This is a genomic window from Dyadobacter sandarakinus (assembly GCF_016894445.1).
Lineage (GTDB): Bacteria > Bacteroidota > Bacteroidia > Cytophagales > Spirosomataceae > Dyadobacter > Dyadobacter sandarakinus.
Window position 1 is genome coordinate 755,746 of the sequence record NZ_CP056775.1, and the last position, 18,973, is coordinate 774,718.

An 18,973-nucleotide genomic window follows, 5' to 3' on the forward strand; every position below is an offset into this window, starting at 1 on the left:
ACCACTTTTATTAAAAATAAAAACAGGGCTTTTGGTAAATTGGCCGCCAGGGCTCGTGAATATATGCTTTGGAAAAAGGTTTATCCAGCACCAAAAGGCCTTTAAATTCAGGAAAATGACTTATTGCTTAGGAATTAAAGTAAAGGAAGGACTGATCGCACTGGCCGACACGCGGATTACCGCAGGTACCAACACGACGGTTAAAAGAAAGATGTACGTCACGCAGAGTGATCAGTATTCGCTGTTTATCATGACGAGCGGACTGCGGTCGGTGCGTGACAAAGCCGTACATTACTTTGAAGAGGCAATTGCCGAAGGGGTGGTTTACAACAAGCTGTACAAGGCCGTGAATGCATTCGGTGAGCAGATCAAGCGCGTAGCCGAGGAAGACCGTGCCAATCTGGAACGGTCGGGTTTCAAGTTTAACCTTAATTCGATTGTGGGCGGGCAGCTTAAAGATGACAAGGAGCACAAGCTTTTTCTGCTGTATTCAGAAGGAAACTGGGTGGAGCTGGATGAGGGTTCACCTTATGTGATCATCGGCAACTCCGGGCAGGGAAAGGCCATACTCAACCGGGTACTCAACCCTACCTCAACCATGAAGCAAGCGTTAAAAGCGGGCTTTCTGTCATTTGACTCAACCCGGGTCAGCAACAATGACGTTGATTTCCCGATTGATGTCATAACGTACAAAAAGAACAGCTTCGCTATCAATGAACACCGGTATGAGCAAAAGGATCTGGCGCGGATAGCCGAAGCCTGGGCGTTGAAACTTCAGGAAGCACTGGATGATATGCCCGAGGACTGGATTAATGATGCGTTTGCCAAAGACGAGGAGTCTTCGCAGGACAACCATTAATGTTTTTTTAAGTACAAGAATGTAAAGCCCGGCTGATGTCAGCTGGGCTTTACGTTTTTACCCTGACGCTTGGCAATGGAAAGCAGCAGGGCAGGCAGCAGGATCAGGTTGGTGCACATGGCTACAAGGAGCGTAATGGATACCATCACACCCATCGCTGCAGTACCTCCGAAGCTCGATGCCGAAAAGATCGAGAAGCCGCAGAAGAGGATGATCGCCGTGTAGATCATGCTTAATCCCGTACCAAAAATGGAGCGGGTTACAGCTTGCGAAGGCGTAAGCCCGTTTTTATAAAGCTCCTGCCGGTAGCGCGTCAGGAAGTAGACAGTACCATCAGAAGCAATCCCGAATGTAATGCTGAAAATCAGGATCGTTGTGGGCTTGAAGTAAATGTCAAAATAACCCATAATCCCGGCGGTAAGGGCCAGCGGAATAAGGCAGGGGAGCTTGGAGAGCAGGATAATCGGAATGGAGCGGAAGAGTACCATGCCCACAATTGCAATGAGTACGATGGCAATCAGCAGGCTTTCATACAGGTTGCTGAGCAGGTAGTCATTGCTTTTAAGGAAAACAAGGCTGTGCCCGGTGAGGCTAACCTTATATTGCTGCGGACTGAAAATCGAATCCACTTTCGGGCGGATCTGCTCCATTAATGCTTTGATCCTTTCCGATCCCACATCAGCCATCTGAAAGCTGACGCGGGTCACGCTCTTGTCTTTGTTCAGGAAATTATTCAGCTGGCTGGCCGCGCCGGTATTACCCTGTACGTAGGCAGTGAGCTTGTTAAGTTCAAGCACGCCGGGCAGGGCAAAGTAACGCGCATCGCCTCCACGGTAGGCCTGGTACAGAAACCGTGAAGCTTCCACGACAGAAATTGGCTTCGAAAATTCAGGGAATTTGGCCATTTCATTTTGCAGCGCCTTGATCTTGTACAATGTTCTGGCCTGGTCGGCAAAAACACCATTCGGTTGTTTGGTATCGATCATCACCTCAAATGGCAGCACCCCATTGAAGTTTTTTTCGAAAAACCGAAGGTCGGTATACACAATGTCCTTTTTGGGCAGGTCGTCCACCACATATCCGATCGTCTGGATCTTGGTCATACCATAACCTGAGATAATGATGAGCAGCACCATCGCAATGTAAATTTCCCTCCGCTTGTTATGCACCAGAAAATTGACTTTGGTCAGGAAGCCAGCCGCCCATTTTCCGTCAAGGTGTTTCAGGTGGCGGGCTTTGGGTTCATCCATATAATGCAGCGTAATCGGCAGCAGGATCAGGCAGAGTACATAAGTGATCATCACGCTGATGGCGGCCACTACGCCAAATTCCACCAGCAGGATACTGTTTGTAAAGTAAAACACACCGAAACCGATCGCAGTAGTGATATTGGCCAGGAATGTGGACAACCCGATCTGGATGATCATGGTGCGCAGGGCGTCATCCTTGGACTGCCCGGCTTTAAGTTCAGCCTGGTACTTATTGATCAGAAAAACACAATTTGGAACCCCTATGACGATCAGCAGGGGCGGAATAAGTCCGGTGAGTGCCGTGATTTTGTACCCGAACAAATGCAGTAAGCCCACCGAAAAAATCACCCCGATCAGTACGACGATGATGGAGAGCAGGGTAAGCCGCAGTGACCTGAAAAAAGCCCAGAGGATAAACAGCGTGACGAGCACGGCCAGGCCCATAAAAAGCTCCATTTCACCGGAGATCTTCTTCATATTTACTGTCCGGATGTAGGGCATGCCGGAGTAATGCAGGTCAGTGTGGTATTTGGCAGAGAACTCCTCAGCCATGGCTTCTATATCGCTGACAATGGTAAGCCTGCGCTTGGAATTCAGTTCTTTATCGTTGAAAGTGACCACAATCAGCGTGGCATTGGTCTTGGAGTTAAGTACCAGACCCTCGTAAATCGGAAGGTTCGCAATTTCTTTTTTAAGGCTGTCTACCTCGGGCTGGGTAGTCGGGATCTGCCGGATGACGGGGGCAAAGTCGAATTTCTTAAGACTGTCATTCCGTACGACCTTGTATACATTGGCCAGGGAAAGCACGTTTTTGATGCCTTCCGTCTGCCTGATGCGCTGGGAGAGTTTGCACCAATCCTGAAATTTGGCGAGCTGGAACATTTGCGGGTCCTGCCAGCCAATCACCATAACGCTGCCGTCCTCACCAAAGAGCTTCCTAAAATCCTGGTACTCCTTTTCCACGGGGTCGTTTGAAGGGAGTATCCTGGCAAACTGATAGGAGAGTTCAATTTTGCTGGCTTCATAGGCCATGAAGACAGTTGAGACGAGCACCAGGGCCACCCACATCAGCCTGAAACGAATGATGTAAGTCGCTATTTTATTCCACATATAGGGCGATCAGGGTTATACAAAAGTTGCAAATATAAGCACCCACCCCGGGAATAGCAGTCTTTTCCCGGTGAATGTTGGGGTGTGTAGCGTGATAAAAATGTTGTTGTGGCGGGGTTTTGAAGATGATAACGGGCAACCTGTCAGATTCCTGTTATTTTCTCAAGATGGTGGTAATCAATGCCAAAGTATTCCCGGGTCGCTTTTATTTTGTCCAGGATTTCCTGCTTGGGTACAGTAAGGTGATGGTCTTTCATACCAACGATCATCACGTTTTTGGGCGTATGCGCATCTGATATAAATTCAAAAACTTTCGTCCGGTATCCAAAGTATTCCAGGATCAGCGCCCGGATACCATCCGTAACCATCTCGGCCTGGCGTTCCAGAAAGATGCCGTGGCGGGTCAGGAATCGCACGTCGTTTTCCACCTTTGATTTTTCCATTTCCCGGCGGATCTGCTTGTGGCAGCATGGTGCCACCACGATCAGTTCTGCCTCTGCACGAATCCCTTTGGCAATCGCATCGTCCGTAGCCGTATCACAGGCATGCAGTGCGATAAGCATGTCTAGTTTTTCGGTTTCAAACCCTTCGATGGTACCCTGGCTGAAATGTAGTCCTTCAAAGCCCGTTTCTGCGGCTATCTGATTGCAAAGCTCTACCAGGTCTTGCCTGAACTCCACACCCGTTACCGCCGCATTCCGCTGAAGTACATTCGTGAGGTAGTCATACAATGCAAATGTCAGGTAGCCTTTTCCGGATCCCATATCCGCGATCCGGATCGTTCCCTCGCCGGGAATATCGCGGATCAGCGTACTGAGAATATCTACATAATGGTTAATCTGCCTGTACTTATCCTGCGCATTGTTGAAAACAGTTCCATGTTGGTCGGTAATTTTCAATGCCTGCAGGTAAGGCTTGTCCTGGGAGGTAATCAGCCGGTGCTTGGCTTTATCATGGGTTGGTGCCGGCGCAGGACGTGCTTCGGTTTCTGTTTTTCTCACAACTATGCGCCCGTTTTTCAGCACTTCAAATTGAATGCTGCCCTGGGTTGTCTGCAAAGTGGCAATATGGAAATCGGCAGGAAGCAGCTGTTGTAAAGTCGCTACTCCCTCGGCGGGATTGTAGTTCCGGACAATATCCCGGGTTTTGTAGCGGTACGTGAAGCTTAGCTTATCTTCTTTTTTAATAACCGCCCTGCGGATGTAGATATTCTTCAGTCCCTCGTCCGTGCCCTGATAGTTGCCCAGCGAGAGTTTGATAAAGGAATTTGCAGAAAGACTTGTGTGAACCTCATTGACAAACTCCTGTATCCTGTCTTCCATAATCATGATTTTGGTACATACTGCCCGGCTTGGTCCGCCGGATTCAACAGCCTGGTTCAGGCCGCAGGTTTTGGAATTTCAATTTCAACTTTAATGCCTGTCTGCGCTTCACTATGGATCGTGAGCCGGCCACGCAGGCCCGAAACGCGGTTTTTGATATTTTTCAGGCCCATTCCCTGCCGCATCGGTTCTACAACTCCGGACCCGTTGTCACTCACAATCACATAAATGTTCTTCATGCTTTCATAAAGGCTGATGGATGCCTTCGTAGAGCCTGAATGCTTGATAATGTTCGTAGTTAACTCAAGAATGATGCTGTAAAGTTCAACTTCAATGCGGCTTTGCACCCGGTTATGCAGCCTGGAATTGAAAACAAACTCGATGTTCTTGTTCTCATTCATCTGACTCACAAGCCTTTCAAGCGCAATGACAAGTCCGTGCTCTTCCAGTTCCTGCGGCATGAGGTTGTGGGAAAGGCTGCGTAACTCGCGGTAAGCAGCGCCAACCATCTGATGAACGCTCTGGTAAATTTTCTGCTCCTCAGGCGGTAAAAGCGACTTGTCAATGCCATACAGGTACCAGTTGAGTGACGCGAGCGTTCCGCCCAGGTTGTCGTGCAGCTCGGCCGCAACCCTTTTACGCTCGATGGTCTGCCCCTGGATCATGGCCTCGTGGATCTCGGCATTTTTCCTGCGAAGCTTTTTATTGTTCAGCCAGAGAATGATGGCAAGTATCAGAACCAGAATGGAAACTGTGGCGAAAATGGATGTCTGCAGGCGCTGTGTCTCAATGGCTTTTTCCTGTATTTCGGAATCTTTGCGCTCATTTTCATAGGTAAGCTGGTACATGGTGTACTCACGCTGTACATTGTCTGTATGCACCATGCGCCGGTTGAAAATGACCTTTTCCATATAGTCCAGCGCCTTGTCGTGCATTCCTTTGCCCTTATAGGCCCTGGAAAGCGACAGCAGCGCCCAGTTGGTTTGCTGCACGGAATGGTAAAGGACAGAGGAATCGAGTGCGGCAGTGGAAGTGGCTATGCCTTTGTCAAACTGACCTTGGAGACAGTAATTATTGGCAATATCGTTCAGGACATTGACTTGCCCATACCGGTTTTGGATCCTGGTAAAAAGCGCCAGCGACTGGTCAAAGTATTTTTCGGCAGGCGCATATTGCTTTTGCAGCACATGCAGGTACCCTTTGCTTTGCAGCACCGTAGCACGTCCCCAATCCGACTCGATCTTATCAAACAAGGCATATGCCTCGTCGTAGTAGGGCATACTCTCATCATAGAGCTTTTTTTCGCGGAAGCTGTTGGCCAGGTTTTCCAGACACATCGCCTGTGAGCTGTCCGCACCGAGTGCTTTGAAAGTGCTTATGGCCCGGTTATAGTTCACCCGGGCCGAGTCCCACTGCCGGTACTCCCCATAGCTTTCCGCCAGAAAGCGCTGGGCATGTGCGGTATAAAAGGGCATATGCAGCTGCCGCGAGAGCATGATGGTCTCGTTGGACAATCCGCGGAGTATATCATAGCTGCCATCGAGCAGATAGTACGTGCTCAGCAGGTTGTAAGCCAATACTTTACCTTTGGCCCACTGGTGTTTTTGAGAAAGGCGCAGCACAAATTTGGCGTAAAACATCGCCTTTTCTGCGTCCATAAACAGGTAGGAGGAGGCAAATTGGTGGTACTGGTTAATCAGTACGGTGTCTTCCGCAAAGCCTTCCTGAGGAACTGCAAGCACCAGCGTGTCAGTGAATGCGCCGGATTTTTTTTCAGAGGGCGAACTGCATTTCAAAGTCGCCATCGCGACAACAACCAGCAGAAGCGCACGGGCGATATACCTGGCCCTATCGTATACCATGGCCGCAGGATTGTAAGCCGAACCGGATCAATAAGGGATTAGCCATGGTATACGTAGAGGGGCTGAGCTGGTCTTTATTCAAATATATACAATCAGATGATGTTCATAGTCTGCTCCTTGATTTTTTCGAGCTCATCTTTCATTTGTACCACCAGGTGCTGAATAATGGCATCATTGGCTTTTGAACCAATGGTATTGATCTCCCGGCCGATTTCCTGCGCAATAAAATTCAGCTTCTTGCCATTGCTTTCCGGTGCATGAATGGTTTCGGTAAAATAGGAGAGGTGATTGGCAAGACGTATTTTTTCTTCTGAAATGTCAAACTTTTCAATGTAATAGATCAGTTCCTGCTCAAAACGGTTTGCATCAAAATTGTCATCGGACAGCAGTTCGCGCATTTGTTTTTCCAAACGTTCCCGAACTGCCGGTATCCGGAGTACATCCTGCTCCTTAACCTGGTCCAGCAGGGATTGTATCGTGTGGATATACTGCATAAGCTTATCCTCCGTCATCTTACCTTCCTGTTCCCTGAAAACGGAACATTTACGCAATGCATCCATGACGGCAACCCTGATCTGCGTCCAGTCATTATCCTTCCCGTGCTCCTCAATGGTTTCATTATTGTACGAATTGGGCATTTGCAAGGCTATGCGCATCAGCTCGGTAAGGTCAGGCTCAAAGCCCAGCTCAGCCGCTGTGGCCGAAAGGTCGCTGAAATAAGTCTGCACCAGTGCGCGGTTAACGGACGTAGAAGCCACCGCCTTGCCTACGGGCTGTACGGTCAGGGTAAATTCTACTTTTCCGCGTTCGAGTGCCTGGGTAATCAGGTTTCTGATCTCGATTTCACGTTCTGAATAGTTCCTGGGGATCCGGCAGTAGATGTCAAGGAATTTGGAGTTCAGTGTTTTGATCTCGACAGTAACATTTATTGAATCGGATTCGATGTTGGATACACCGTATCCGGTCATAGATCTGAGCATCTTTGTTTTTTTGTTAAATATGGATCAAAAGACCAGTGTTGTGGCAGCTATGCAAAACGCTGCTTACCTCCCGCCTTTGCAGGATGCTGACTTTCAGATTGTTGTGGTTTTGAGATAAGCGCATTCTTTTCAATGCTCTGATTAAAGATCCGCAGCTTTGATACGTCACAAGCCAGGTAGATCGCCTGCAAAATGGAACCCGGCTCGGCCTGATTTTTACCTGCTATATTATACGCAGTACCATGATCAGGCGACGTACGCACGGCCGGCAATCCTGCCGTAAAGTTCACACCTTCATTGAAAGCAAGCGTTTTGAACGGGATCAATCCCTGGTCGTGGTACATGGCCAGTACTGCATCGTACTGCTTGTAGGTGCCTGCTGCAAAAAAACCGTCTGCCGGAAACGGGCCTACCACCAGGTGACCTTTTTCTTTATAAGCCTTAATCACCGGCTGTATAACCTCGATCTCCTCATTGCCGAGCAAGCCATTTTCACCGGCATGCGGATTCAGGCCCAGTACGGCAACTTTCGGCTTTTTGATCCCGAAGTCGCCTTTCAGTGACTGAATGATCTGGTCGAGCTTGGCGGAAAGCTTTTCGGCGGTCACCTGGGATGCTACTTTTAGGAGAGGAATGTGCCCTGTCAGCACGCCCACGCGAAGGTCGCCTGCCACCATAAACATCAATGCATCCTGCTTTTCAAATGCTTCCGCGAGAAACTCGGTATGTCCGGGAAATTTGAAATTATCATTCTGAATGTTGTCCTTATTAATCGGTCCTGTCACCATCGCATGTATTTTTCCCTCTTTCAGGTCTTCCACTGCGCGTTTCAGTGATGCATAGGAGCCCTGGCCCGCTTCCGGCGTGACTTTTCCGGGTGCAACCTCCGTTTGCTGGTCTTGCCAGCAGGTAATGACGTTGGTCAGCTTCAGATTGGCCTGGTCGGCACGCTGTATGCCGTGCAGGTTCCACTCTTTCATATCCAGCATATTACGGTACTGGTTAAGCACTTTCAGTGAACCGTAAATGATGGGAGTACATATTTTTGATAACTGATTTCCTTCTAAGGCTTTAAGGATTACCTCCGGGCCAATCCCGTTATAATCGCCGATTGTAATGCCTATGATGGGTTTATCGATGGGTTGATCGCTCATTGGGTAAAATGCAAGGATGGCTGTTGTGCGTTCTGAAACTATATTACTTTTGCGCAACGTTTGTCCGGCAAGTTACAAAAATTCCTGTGCTACCATGAAAATCCTCATTGCAGACACCATGCATTCTTCTCTTTTTGACATGCTGCATGCAAAAGGCTGGGCATTCGACTATCAGCCACAATACCGGCGGGATGATATCCGGGCTGCGTTGCCCGCCTATGACGGACTGATCATCAGAAGTAAAACTTTCCTGGATAAGGAAATGCTCATGCAGGCAGACCGGCTGCGCTTTATCGCCCGGGCAGGGGCGGGCCTGGACCTGATTGACCTGGATTTTGCGGCAGCCAGCAACATAGCGGTTTTTCATGCCGGTGCGGGCAACCGCGATGCGGTCGCTGAGCATACCGTGGGCATGTTGCTGACCCTTTTTAACAACATCATAAAAGCCGACCGGGAAGTACGCAGCGGTATTTGGGATCGCGAAGGTAACCGCGGTGTGGAAGTGATGAACAAAACGGTTGGTATTATCGGCTATGGAAATAACGGCAGTGCCACAGCCCGCAGGCTCAGCGGTTTCGGGTGCACCGTTCTGGCTTACGACAAGTACCGCGATCACTATGGGGATGCTTTTGCGTCAGCCTGTACGATGGAGGAGATTATGCAAAAGGCCGATGTGCTCAGCCTGCATATTCCGCTGACGGATGAGACGCGCTACCTGATCGATGATGCGTTCATTGCCGCTGTTCAGAAGCCTTTTTATCTTTTAAACCAGTCGAGGGGAGAGATCGTGAGCTTGGAAGCAGTTGTAAATGGGCTTAAATCGGGTAAGCTGCTGGGCGCATGTCTTGATGTGCTTGAAAATGAAAAAATCACAAAGCTGAGTCCGGCCCAGCAGGATGCATTCGATTACCTCCGCAGCTCCGACCGGGTTGTTTTGACGCCGCATATTGCCGGCTGGACACACGAAAGTTACGTGCGCATTAATGAAGTGCTGGTTGACCAGATTGCAAACTGGCTGAACTCCTTTCTGCGCCAGTCATAAACCTTTTTTGAAAGTTAAATGGGGTTAAACAAAAATGCCGACCAATGGTCGGCACGTTTGCATCTATTAGCCATGAAAAATAAAATACTTATTTACCCACTGTACCACGAAGTGCACGTGGGATCTCAACAGAAGCAACCGGGTTGCTAGGGGCTGTCAATATAACAAAATTTTCAGCCTGAATAGCTCCCACCTTGACAGATTTTCCAAGATCAAGGTCGGTTATATCTACATCAATATAGTCGGGAATGTTCTGAGCATATCCCTGAACGCGCAATTTACGCAATTTTTGATTCATTTTACCACCTTTCATAACGCCGGTTGAGGTTCCGGTCAGTCTGACAGGTACTTCCACCTTTATTTCGCGGCCATCCTGAATTTCAAGAAAGTCAGCGTGGATTAATGCGTCGTTAACCGGGTGATACTGTTTGTCCTGCAAGATAGCATTATACAGTGTACCCTCGATATTCAAAGTTACATTATAAATATCCGGTGTGAAAAGCAATTCACGGAACAACATGGCCGGTGCATAGAAATGCACTTGTTCACTACCTCCGTACAGCACAGACGGAACATAACCCTGAGCACGCAGCTCCTGAGCTTCCGACTTGCCGAGATTCGCTCTTTTAAACCCTACAATCTCATGCTTTTTCATAAGAATATTAAAATAAGAAAGTTAAATAGAATTGAAATTTACTGATAATTTATAAACAATGAACTAATAGATTCATGATCGCGGATACGTCCGATTGCCTTGGCGAAAATCTCCGCTACCGACAACACGCGTATTTTTGCATTCTGTTGCTTCAAGGGAATCGTGTCTGTGACGATCAGTTCCTCGAGAACCGAGTTTGCAATATTTTCATGTGCCTTGCCCGACATGATAGCATGTGTACTGATGGCACGCACGGATGAAGCTCCTTTTTCCATAATTAACTCGGCAGCCTTGCAAAGGGTTCCACCGGTGTCAATCAGGTCATCCACAAGCACAACGTCCATGCCTTCCACATCACCGATTACCTGCATGCTGGCGATTTCATTGGCACGTTTCCGGTGTTTGTCACAAAGGATCATATCCACGTTCAGAAACTTGGCAAAGTTGCGCGCCCTTGCAGCACCACCCACATCCGGAGAGGCAACAAGCAGATTTTTCAGGCCCAGCGATTTTACATAGGGGACAAAAATGGATGCGCCTTCCAGGTGATCCACCGGAAAGTCGAAAAAACCCTGGATCTGGCCGGCATGGAGATCAATCGTCATCAGCCTGTCCACACCGACGGAGGTCAGCAGGTTGGCAATGACTTTGGCCGCAATAGCAACCCTCGGCTTATCCTTTCTGTCCTGACGGGCATATCCGAAGTACGGAATGACCACAGTCACATAATGGGCCGAAGCGCGGCGGGCTGCATCAACCATGAGCAGCAGCTCAAGCAGGTTGTCGGCAGGCGGGAACGTAGACTGGATGATGAACACATCACAGCCGCGAATGGATTCCTCGAAGCTGGGAGAAAGCTCTCCGTCGCTGAATTTACGAAGATTATACCCACCTAATTCCTTACCATAATACCTGGCAATATCTTTGGCCAAATACTCGGACTGACTTCCCGAAAATATTTTTACTGTGTTAAATGAGCCCATGGCCAACTTAAAATTTGCGCAAAATTAACTAAACTCAATCAATTACGCGTGTACTTCGATAAAAAAGTAGCGTATAGGGCAGAACAGCACCCGCCTGCCAGCATGCCGATGAGTGCCCCGATCAGCACATCGGCCGGATAATGTACACCTACATAAATACGGCTGTAGGAATAAAATCCAGCCCAGACGAACAACAGCCAAAGGTAAGGCACCCTCTTCCGCAGGAGGAAAAACCACGACGAAGCCACTGCAAAACTGGTGGAAGCATGGGATGAGGCAAAGCCATAAAGTCCACCGCAACCGGCCACAGTGTGTACCATGCTTCGGAGTGCCGGATCGTGGCAGGGCCGGAAGCGAATAAAATACGGCTTCATAAAACCCGAAGTAATCTGATCGGCGATAATGACGGCCGCGAGTACCGTCAGCATAATTCCGAAGCCCCGCCTGTTTTCCTTCATGAAAGTAATGGTAATCAGGAGCAGGTAGAGCGGAATCCAGGTGTACTTGAAGGTGATCCAGTACATCAGACTGTCGACCCAGGGTGTATGCTGACCATTGAGCCACAGGAAAAGGTCCTGGTCGCCACGGATAATATCTTCCACCAGGCCTGTCATGAACCGAACCCGAGGACCTGCCTTACTTTACTGATGGTTTGCTGCGCGATGGCTCTGGCCTTAATTTCACCCTGGGTAAGGATGTGCTCGAGTTCCGCGGTATTTTCCATATAGTAGTTGAAAATGCGCCGGGGCTCGGCAAACTTTTCCAGCATGCATTCAAACAATGCCTGCTTGGCATGACCATATCCATAGCCCCCTTTCAGGTAATTTTCGCGCATGGTTGCCACATCACTTTCCGATGCCAGCAAACTGAACAGTTTGAATGTAATGTCACTGTCAGGATCTTTGGGTTCGTCGAGCGGGGTAGAGTCTGAAACAATCTTTTTAGTGATTTTTTTAAGTTCGTTTTCAGGCTGAAAAATATCAATATAATTATGATAGGACTTGCTCATTTTCTGCCCGTCGATGCCGGGAATGGTCATGATGCGATCGTCAATCTGTGGTTCGGGCAATACAAAGAGGTCACTTCCCGCCAGCTGATTGAATCGCGAACCAATGTCCTTGGTCATTTCCAGGTGCTGTTTCTGGTCTTTGCCTACAGGAATAATATGCGCATTGTACAGGAGAATGTCAGCTGCCTGCAGCACCGGGTAGGTAAACAGTCCTGCATTCACGTCCGAGAGTTTTTCGGATTTTTCCTTGAATGAAGTCGCATTGGCGAGCATCGGGAAAGGTGTAAAGCAGTTGAGGTACCACGCCAGCTCGGTATGCTCCTGAATGCGTGACTGGCGCCAGAAGGTATTTTGTTCATAATCAAACCCGAATGCCAGCCACGTTGCAGCAATGGCCTGCACGAAGTTCTGCCGCTCGGCCCCGTCTTTCAGGGTAGTAAGCGAATGCAGGTCTGCGATGAAGAAGAAGGACTCATTTTGTGGATTTCTGGATAATTCGATGGCAGGGATGATTGCTCCGAGGATGTTACCCAAATGGGGCCTGCCGCTGCTTTGTATGCCTGTAAGGACTCTGGCCATTGTAATACGTTCGCTCTTAATGTGCTCTTTGATCGGGATTTGCTCGATTGTCCCAGAAGTAAAGCAGGACAATTACATCGTCATTTATCTCATAAAACAGAGAGCATTGTTTTGTAACAAAACCTCTTCTGACCTTTTTATTGGTGTTTGAGGCTTCACACATGAATGGGAATTTGGCTATTTGACTGAATAATGTGCGGGCTCGCCTGATAAACTTCCGAGCTTCTTTCTCGGTCCACTCGGCTTCCAGATACGCTACAATCTCACGAAAACTGGTTTCGGCCTCAGAGGTCCATCGTATCTCGAACGTCATAGATACTTTTTATAAGTCTCCATCACCTCTGTATGAGATTTAGTCTCACCTGATGCAGCCTGTTCTTGCCCGGCCTCAATGCTGCGCCGCACAAAATCGGGAAGTTCGTTCCAGAAATCAGGATGCCTTGTTTTAAGTTCTTCCTGAATGGCTTCCCACTCTTTTATAGGAACAACAGCCGCGGTTTTCTTTCCTTTTTCATTTGACAGATATTGCACTCTCATGACCAATTTTCCGTTACAGTTCCCAGGATTTGTTCCAGCTCTTATCCCCAAAATTCGTTAAATTGAACCAGAAAACGTAGTAAATTTGATATTTATACCTTTGTCAAAAGTACATGAATCAGCAGACACTTCACTTTCTCAGCGAATTAGCAGAAAACAACAACAGGGATTGGTTTCAGGAAAATAAGAAGCGCTATGAGGTTGCCAAGTCAGATATGGAACAGCTTGTGGCTTATCTTATCAAAGAGGTCGGCAAGTTTCAGGACCTGGGTAGTCTGGAAGTGAAGGATTGTATGCTGCGTATTTACCGGGATGTCCGTTTTTCCAAAAACAAAGATCCCTACAAGAAAAACCTGGCGGCAGGAATTGGTCCGGGAGGCAAGAGTTCGGGTAAGATCGACTACTACCTTCAGGTGCAGCCGGGCAACCAGACATTCATCGGCGGCGGCATGTGGGAGACTACGCCGGAACAGCTTGCCAGGTTTCGTCAGGAAATTGATTACAATGCCGGCGAACTGAAAAGCATTATCGGCGATAAGGAATTTCACAAACACTTTCCTGAAATACATGGAGAACTGCTGAAAACAACGCCGAAAGGTTATGCCAAGGATCATCCGGAAATAGACCTGCTAAAACGGAAGCAGCTTTTTTTTATGCACCAGTACTCAGACAAAGAGGTGACTTCCAGCGACTTCGGGAAAATGGTTGTGAAGCATATCGAACTGCTCAAACCTTTTGCCGATTATATGAATTATGTACTATATGAGCAGCCTGCCGAGCAGTAATCCTCGCTGACTTCGCCGATTCCTGATTTTTCAATACCAACTTACGTATGCAATTCTCACACCTGCACTGCCACACGCAGTTTTCGCTGCTTGATGGTGCCGCCGATATTAAAAAGCTTTTCAAAAAAGCCAAAGAGGACAATATGCCCGCTGTGGCCATCACCGATCATGGTAATATGTTCGGTGTTTTTGAGTTTGTAGCAGAAGGTAACAAGCAGGGGATCAAGCCCATTGTCGGTTGCGAGTTTTATGTCGTGGAAGACCGGACTGTGCAGCAGTTTACAAAAGAAAAAAAGGATGTGCGTCACCATCAGCTGCTGCTGGCCAAAGACGAAATCGGCTACAAAAATCTGGTGAAAATGTGCTCGCTCGGCTTCATTGAGGGCATGTACGGTAAGTATCCCCGCATTGATAAAAGCGTAATCCTGAAATACCATCAGGGGTTGATTGCGACTACCTGCTGCATCGGGGCTATTATTCCCAAAACCATATTAAGACAAGGTGAGGAAGCCGCCGAGCGCGAGTTTAAATGGTGGCTGGACCTTTTCGGGGAAGACTTTTACGTTGAGCTGCAGCGTCACGAAATACGTGATCAGTACATTGTAAATGAGGTACTTGTAAGGTTTGCGCGCAAATATAATGTCAAAATTATCTGCTCGAATGATTCCCACTATGTAGACCGGGATGACTGGAATGCGCATGATATTTTGCTTTGCATCAACACCGGCGACAAACAGAGTACACCCTCGGCCAAGGACTTTGATGATGAGAAGGGAATCCCGAAAGGTTCGAGGTTCGCCTTTTACAATGATCAGTTTTATTTTAAAAAAACGAGCGAAATGCTCTCCCTGTTCAATGACCTGCCGGAGTCGCTGGATAATACGAATGAAATAGTCGGAAAGATCAAGACACTGGACTTGCGGAAGGATATCCTGCTGCCCAACTTTCCGATCCCCGACGAATTTAAGACCCATACTCTGTCGGAAATGGTGGGTAAAAAAGAGCTCACCGCCGACGTACTGAACCAGTGGGAGTACCTGCGCCATCTTACTTTTGAGGGCGCCAGGCAGAAGTACGAAACGATTACCCCGGAAATTGAGGAGCGTCTTAATTTTGAGCTGCAGACGATCAGGAACATGGGCTTCCCGGGATACTTCCTTATTGTTGCCGACTTTATAGATGCCGGGCGTAAAATGGGCGTATTTATCGGTCCGGGGCGTGGATCGGCAGCCGGATCGGTAGTGGCTTACTGCACCGGGATCACGAATATCGATCCGATCAAGTACGACCTGCTTTTTGAGCGTTTCCTTAATCCTGACCGGATTTCACTGCCTGATATTGATACAGACTTTGATGACGAAGGACGCCAGAAAGTGATTGATTATGTAGTTAAAAAGTATGGCTACAATCAGGTTGCACAAATTGTGACCTATGGTACGATGGCTGCCAAATCCGCGATCAAGGACGTGGCAAGGGTAATGGATCTTCCGCTGGTGGATGCCAATGCACTTGCCAAGCTCGTGCCTGACAAGCCTACTTACAACATGACCCTCAACCGGATCTTCACAGCGCCGCTGGAAGGGGAAGGCAGCCTCACAAAAAAGGAAGGCATTGCACCGGATGAGCTCGATAATGTGAAGAAGATGCGCGCGATTGCCATGGGCAATGATCTGCAGGCGAGCGTCTTACAAGAGGCGAGAAGACTGGAAGGTACAGTCAGGAATACCGGTATTCACGCAGCGGGCATTATCATTGCACCCAGTGACCTGACCGAAATCATTCCGGTCAGCACGTCAAAGGATTCCGACTTCCTGATTACCCAATACCAGGGTAAAATCATTGAGGATGCCGGCGTCATCAAAATGGACTTTCTAGGCCTGCGAAACCTTACGATCATTAAAGAAGCCCTGCGCATGATCAAGCAAAATCATGGGCACGAAATCGTGATAGACGACATTCCGCTGGATGATCCGAAGGTGTTTGAATTATTTCAGCGGGGCGATACCAATGCGATATTTCAGTTCGAATCCGACGGAATGAAGAAGTACATGCGCGACCTCATTCCGGATCGATTTGAGCACCTTATCGCCATGAATGCATTGTACCGGCCTGGTCCGATCGCATACATCCCGAACTTTATCCGCCGGAAAAACGGGCATGAGGAAGTTACCTACGACCTGCCCGAGCTGGAAGAGTACCTGGCTGATACTTATGGTATTACAGTTTACCAGGAGCAGGTGATGCTTTTATCCCAGAAACTGGCTGGCTTTACCAAAGGTCAGGCGGATACCCTGCGTAAAGCGATGGGTAAGAAGCAAATCGAAACCCTGAACAAGCTGAAAGGCGACTTCATGAAAGGCGGTACCGAGCGTGGGCTGGATGCCAAAAAGCTTGAAAAGATATGGACCGACTGGGAAGCATTTGCCTCCTATGCATTCAACAAATCCCACTCCACGTGCTATGCTTTCGTGGCTTATCAGACTGCCTACCTGAAAGCACATTATCCTGCCGAATATATGGCGGCAGTACTGACGAGCTCGCTGGGAAACATTGAAAAGATCACCTTCTTCATGGAGGAGTGTAAAAACCTCGGACTGCCGGTACTTGGTCCTGATATCAATGAGTCTGACCGCCAGTTCAGCGTCAACAAAAAAGGAGAGGTGCGTTTTGGACTTGCGGGTGTGAAAGGAAGCGGCGATGCGGCTGTGGAAGCCATCATTGAAGAACGTAACTCCGGCGGGGCATTCAAGGATATTTACGATTTTATGACCCGGGTCAATTTGAGGACTGTCAATAAAAAGACGATCGAAAGTCTGGCCTATGCAGGAAGCTTCGATTGCTTCCCTGACTTTCACCGGGCACAGTACTTCGCCTCAGAACCCGGGGAAAGCAATACATTGATCGAGAAGCTGATCAAATATGCCAACAACCATCACGCAGAGAAATCTTCTGCACAGGCATCCCTTTTTGGCATGCTGGATGGCGGCTCTACGCTAGCGAAACCCCGGGCAGCCGATATCCAGCCCTGGGACGACCTGGCTAAGCTCCGCTATGAGCAGGAAGTGGTAGGATTTTACATTTCAGGACACCCGCTGGATACTTTCCGCATCGAGCTTGATAATTTTTGTAACTGTACCCTTGGCAAAGTCATGGAAGTGCCCGACGGTGAGCGAATGCCCAGGTATTTTGGCAAAGACATTACGGTGGCGGGTATTGTGACCAGTGCCCAGGAACGCATGTCGCGCAATGGAAGCAACTTCATGATCTTCAAGGTAGAAGACTACCAGGGTTCGCTGGAAATGCTGCTGGGCGGAGAAGATTACATCCGGTTTAAAAACTACCTGCAGGTAGGGCAGTTTTTGTACATCAAGGGAAAAGTGCAGAACCGGTGGAAGCAGGAGGATCAGTTTGAGTTTAAGATTTCGCAAATACAGCTTTTACCTGAAATCAGGGAAAAGTTATGCCGTAAAATCAAGATCAACCTGGCCCTGGATCAGATTGATGCTCAGTTTATCCATGTCCTCAATGAGACATTCAGCTGCCATCCCGGTGCATGCATTGTCAACATGACCGTGACCGATCCCGAGACTCACCTGGAAGTGGAAATGCAGTCGCGCGGATACCGCGTGGCGCCTACCAACGAGCTGTTCAAAGTACTCACGGGTTTTCACGGCGTGAAATTTTCTTTGAATTGATCTGCGCTGATAAATGCGGAACTTTTACGGTACAGAATTCCTTATTGAGTCAGCTTATTAATAATCATTTTAGACAATTTTTAACATGGGAAAAGCACTTGAAATTACCGATAGCACATTCGAAGAATTGATCCAGGGAGAGAAGCCGGTATTGGTGGATTTTTGGGCTGAATGGTGTGGGCCTTGTAAAATGATCGGACCTGTTGTAGAGCAGCTGGCCGGCGAATATGAAGGCAAAGCCGTGATCGGTAAAATGGACGTTGATATGAATTCTTCTGTTCCTGCAAAATTTGGTATCCGCAGCATTCCTACGCTGATGATCTTCAAAGGCGGTCAGCTGGTTGATAAAGTAGTGGGCGTTGTACCTAAAACCGTTCTGGAAGACAAGCTGAACGCACAGGTAACAGCAACCGTATAAATAGATCCTTTACCTAGTTAGAGGAAAAGCGCAGAAAATGCACTGCCCCCAGGAAGTCAGCTACTTCTTGGGGGTATTTTTATGGGTAGTATTGCAAAAAAGGTAGATCATTGTATACCTTTGAAGCAACACTTACTCACACTAAAATGAAATATTCAGAGTTTCACCGTATCATACGGCGCAATGGTTGGGTACACATCCGAACGCGGGGCAGTCACTACATGTACCAGAAAAATGGTATAAGCTATATCGTACCATTTCATGGAGCTAAGGAAATGTACGAGCCTCTGCGTAAGCGGATAGCAAAAGAAATGGGATTGAATCAACTTGATAATTTATGAAAAAGATCAGGATCATCATCGGACGTAGCGAGGATCATTACGGAGCTTATGCAGAGAATGTTGAGAAGATCAATGGTGCAGGTGCGACCGTGGAGGAGGTTAAACAATCTGTACTGGAAACCATTGAACTCCTTCAGACATTTGATGATAAGAATATACCTGCCGCATTAAAGGGAGAGTACCAGATAATCTGGAAGTTTGATGTGGAAAGCTTCCTGCAATACTACAAAGGAATTTTCAGCCAGACAGGTATTGCAAGATTAACCGGCATCAATGAAAAACAGCTGAATCACTATGCCTCAGGCCTGAAGAAACCCAGGCCCGCTCAGGCAAAGAAGATCGAAAATGCATTGCACAAGCTCGGAACGGAACTTCTTGCCGTCGAGCTGTGA

18 protein-coding genes are annotated in these 18,973 nt (G+C 48.1%); 7 read left to right on the top strand and 11 right to left on the bottom strand.

The window, feature by feature from the left end:
* Window positions 1-115: 115 nt before the first annotated feature.
* Window positions 116-859 (top strand): proteasome-type protease, encoded by a 744-nt coding sequence (locus HWI92_RS02985; protein ID WP_204660716.1) that lies wholly within the window; start codon window positions 116-118, stop codon window positions 857-859.
* A gap of 38 nt (window positions 860-897) precedes the next feature.
* Here HWI92_RS02985 and HWI92_RS02990 read toward each other — a convergent pair whose 3' ends face one another.
* From HWI92_RS02990 to pdxA, 5 genes are all read right to left on the bottom strand, one after another.
* On the bottom strand, window positions 898-3,219 hold the full coding sequence (locus tag HWI92_RS02990) for an efflux RND transporter permease subunit (protein WP_204660717.1): 2,322 nt from the start codon (window positions 3,217-3,219) through the stop codon (window positions 898-900).
* A 143-nt stretch (window positions 3,220-3,362) separates the two neighbouring features.
* Window positions 3,363-4,541: a class I SAM-dependent methyltransferase gene (locus tag HWI92_RS02995; protein ID WP_229248783.1), complete on the bottom strand. Its 1,179-nt coding sequence runs from the start codon at window positions 4,539-4,541 to the stop codon at window positions 3,363-3,365.
* A gap of 56 nt (window positions 4,542-4,597) precedes the next feature.
* Entirely contained in the window at window positions 4,598-6,403 is a 1,806-nt protein-coding gene (locus HWI92_RS03000) for a tetratricopeptide repeat-containing sensor histidine kinase (protein WP_229248785.1), read from the bottom strand.
* Window positions 6,404-6,495: 92 nt separating this feature from the next.
* Window positions 6,496-7,383, bottom strand: a complete 888-nt coding sequence (locus HWI92_RS03005; protein WP_204660719.1) for a YicC/YloC family endoribonuclease — start codon at window positions 7,381-7,383, stop codon at window positions 6,496-6,498.
* Between the two features lie 47 nt (window positions 7,384-7,430).
* On the bottom strand, window positions 7,431-8,537 hold the full coding sequence (pdxA, locus tag HWI92_RS03010) for a 4-hydroxythreonine-4-phosphate dehydrogenase PdxA (protein ID WP_204660720.1): 1,107 nt from the start codon (window positions 8,535-8,537) through the stop codon (window positions 7,431-7,433).
* Between the two features lie 94 nt (window positions 8,538-8,631).
* Between pdxA and HWI92_RS03015 the strand changes: the two genes are divergently transcribed.
* Window positions 8,632-9,579 carry a 2-hydroxyacid dehydrogenase gene (locus HWI92_RS03015; protein ID WP_204660721.1) on the top strand — a complete coding sequence of 316 codons (948 nt, stop codon included), beginning with the start codon at window positions 8,632-8,634 and terminating at the stop codon, window positions 9,577-9,579.
* Between the two features lie 88 nt (window positions 9,580-9,667).
* On the opposite strand, the gene HWI92_RS03020 is transcribed toward HWI92_RS03015, so the two are convergent.
* Genes HWI92_RS03020 through HWI92_RS03045 form a run of 6 tightly spaced genes read right to left on the bottom strand, consistent with a single transcriptional unit; the run spans window position 9,668 to window position 13,342 of the window.
* A complete protein-coding gene (locus tag HWI92_RS03020; RefSeq protein ID WP_204660722.1) occupies window positions 9,668-10,234 on the bottom strand; it encodes a 50S ribosomal protein L25/general stress protein Ctc in 567 nt (188 codons plus the stop codon).
* Between the two features lie 38 nt (window positions 10,235-10,272).
* Complete coding sequence (locus HWI92_RS03025; protein WP_204660723.1) at window positions 10,273-11,217, bottom strand: ribose-phosphate pyrophosphokinase; 945 nt, start codon at window positions 11,215-11,217, stop codon at window positions 10,273-10,275.
* 38 nt (window positions 11,218-11,255) lie between these two features.
* Entirely contained in the window at window positions 11,256-11,831 is a 576-nt protein-coding gene (locus HWI92_RS03030) for a phosphatase PAP2 family protein (protein ID WP_204660724.1), read from the bottom strand.
* Entirely contained in the window at window positions 11,828-12,805 is a 978-nt protein-coding gene (trpS, locus tag HWI92_RS03035; protein ID WP_204660725.1) for a tryptophan--tRNA ligase, read from the bottom strand. Before trpS ends, HWI92_RS03030 begins: the two co-directional genes overlap by 4 nt.
* A 16-nt stretch (window positions 12,806-12,821) precedes the next feature.
* On the bottom strand, window positions 12,822-13,118 hold the full coding sequence (locus HWI92_RS25540) for a type II toxin-antitoxin system RelE/ParE family toxin (protein WP_204660726.1): 297 nt from the start codon (window positions 13,116-13,118) through the stop codon (window positions 12,822-12,824).
* Window positions 13,115-13,342: a type II toxin-antitoxin system Phd/YefM family antitoxin gene (locus tag HWI92_RS03045; RefSeq protein ID WP_204660727.1), complete on the bottom strand. Its 228-nt coding sequence runs from the start codon at window positions 13,340-13,342 to the stop codon at window positions 13,115-13,117. Before HWI92_RS03045 ends, HWI92_RS25540 begins: the two co-directional genes overlap by 4 nt.
* 113 nt (window positions 13,343-13,455) lie before the next feature.
* Here HWI92_RS03045 and HWI92_RS03050 point away from each other — a divergent pair, with 113 nt between their 5' ends.
* From HWI92_RS03050 to HWI92_RS03070, 5 genes are all read left to right on the top strand, one after another.
* On the top strand, window positions 13,456-14,127 hold the full coding sequence (locus HWI92_RS03050; RefSeq protein WP_204660728.1) for a DUF2461 domain-containing protein: 672 nt from the start codon (window positions 13,456-13,458) through the stop codon (window positions 14,125-14,127).
* A 47-nt stretch (window positions 14,128-14,174) separates the two neighbouring features.
* Window positions 14,175-17,822, top strand: coding sequence for a DNA polymerase III subunit alpha (gene dnaE / locus HWI92_RS03055; protein ID WP_204660729.1), 3,648 nt, complete (start codon window positions 14,175-14,177; stop codon window positions 17,820-17,822).
* Between the two features lie 85 nt (window positions 17,823-17,907).
* A complete protein-coding gene (trxA, locus tag HWI92_RS03060) occupies window positions 17,908-18,240 on the top strand; it encodes a thioredoxin (RefSeq protein WP_204660730.1) in 333 nt (110 codons plus the stop codon).
* A 146-nt stretch (window positions 18,241-18,386) separates the two neighbouring features.
* On the top strand, window positions 18,387-18,581 hold the full coding sequence (locus tag HWI92_RS25545) for a type II toxin-antitoxin system HicA family toxin (RefSeq protein WP_204660731.1): 195 nt from the start codon (window positions 18,387-18,389) through the stop codon (window positions 18,579-18,581).
* Window positions 18,578-18,973, top strand: coding sequence for a helix-turn-helix domain-containing protein (locus HWI92_RS03070; RefSeq protein WP_204660732.1), 396 nt, complete (start codon window positions 18,578-18,580; stop codon window positions 18,971-18,973). The genes HWI92_RS25545 and HWI92_RS03070 overlap by 4 nt, the downstream gene beginning before the upstream one ends.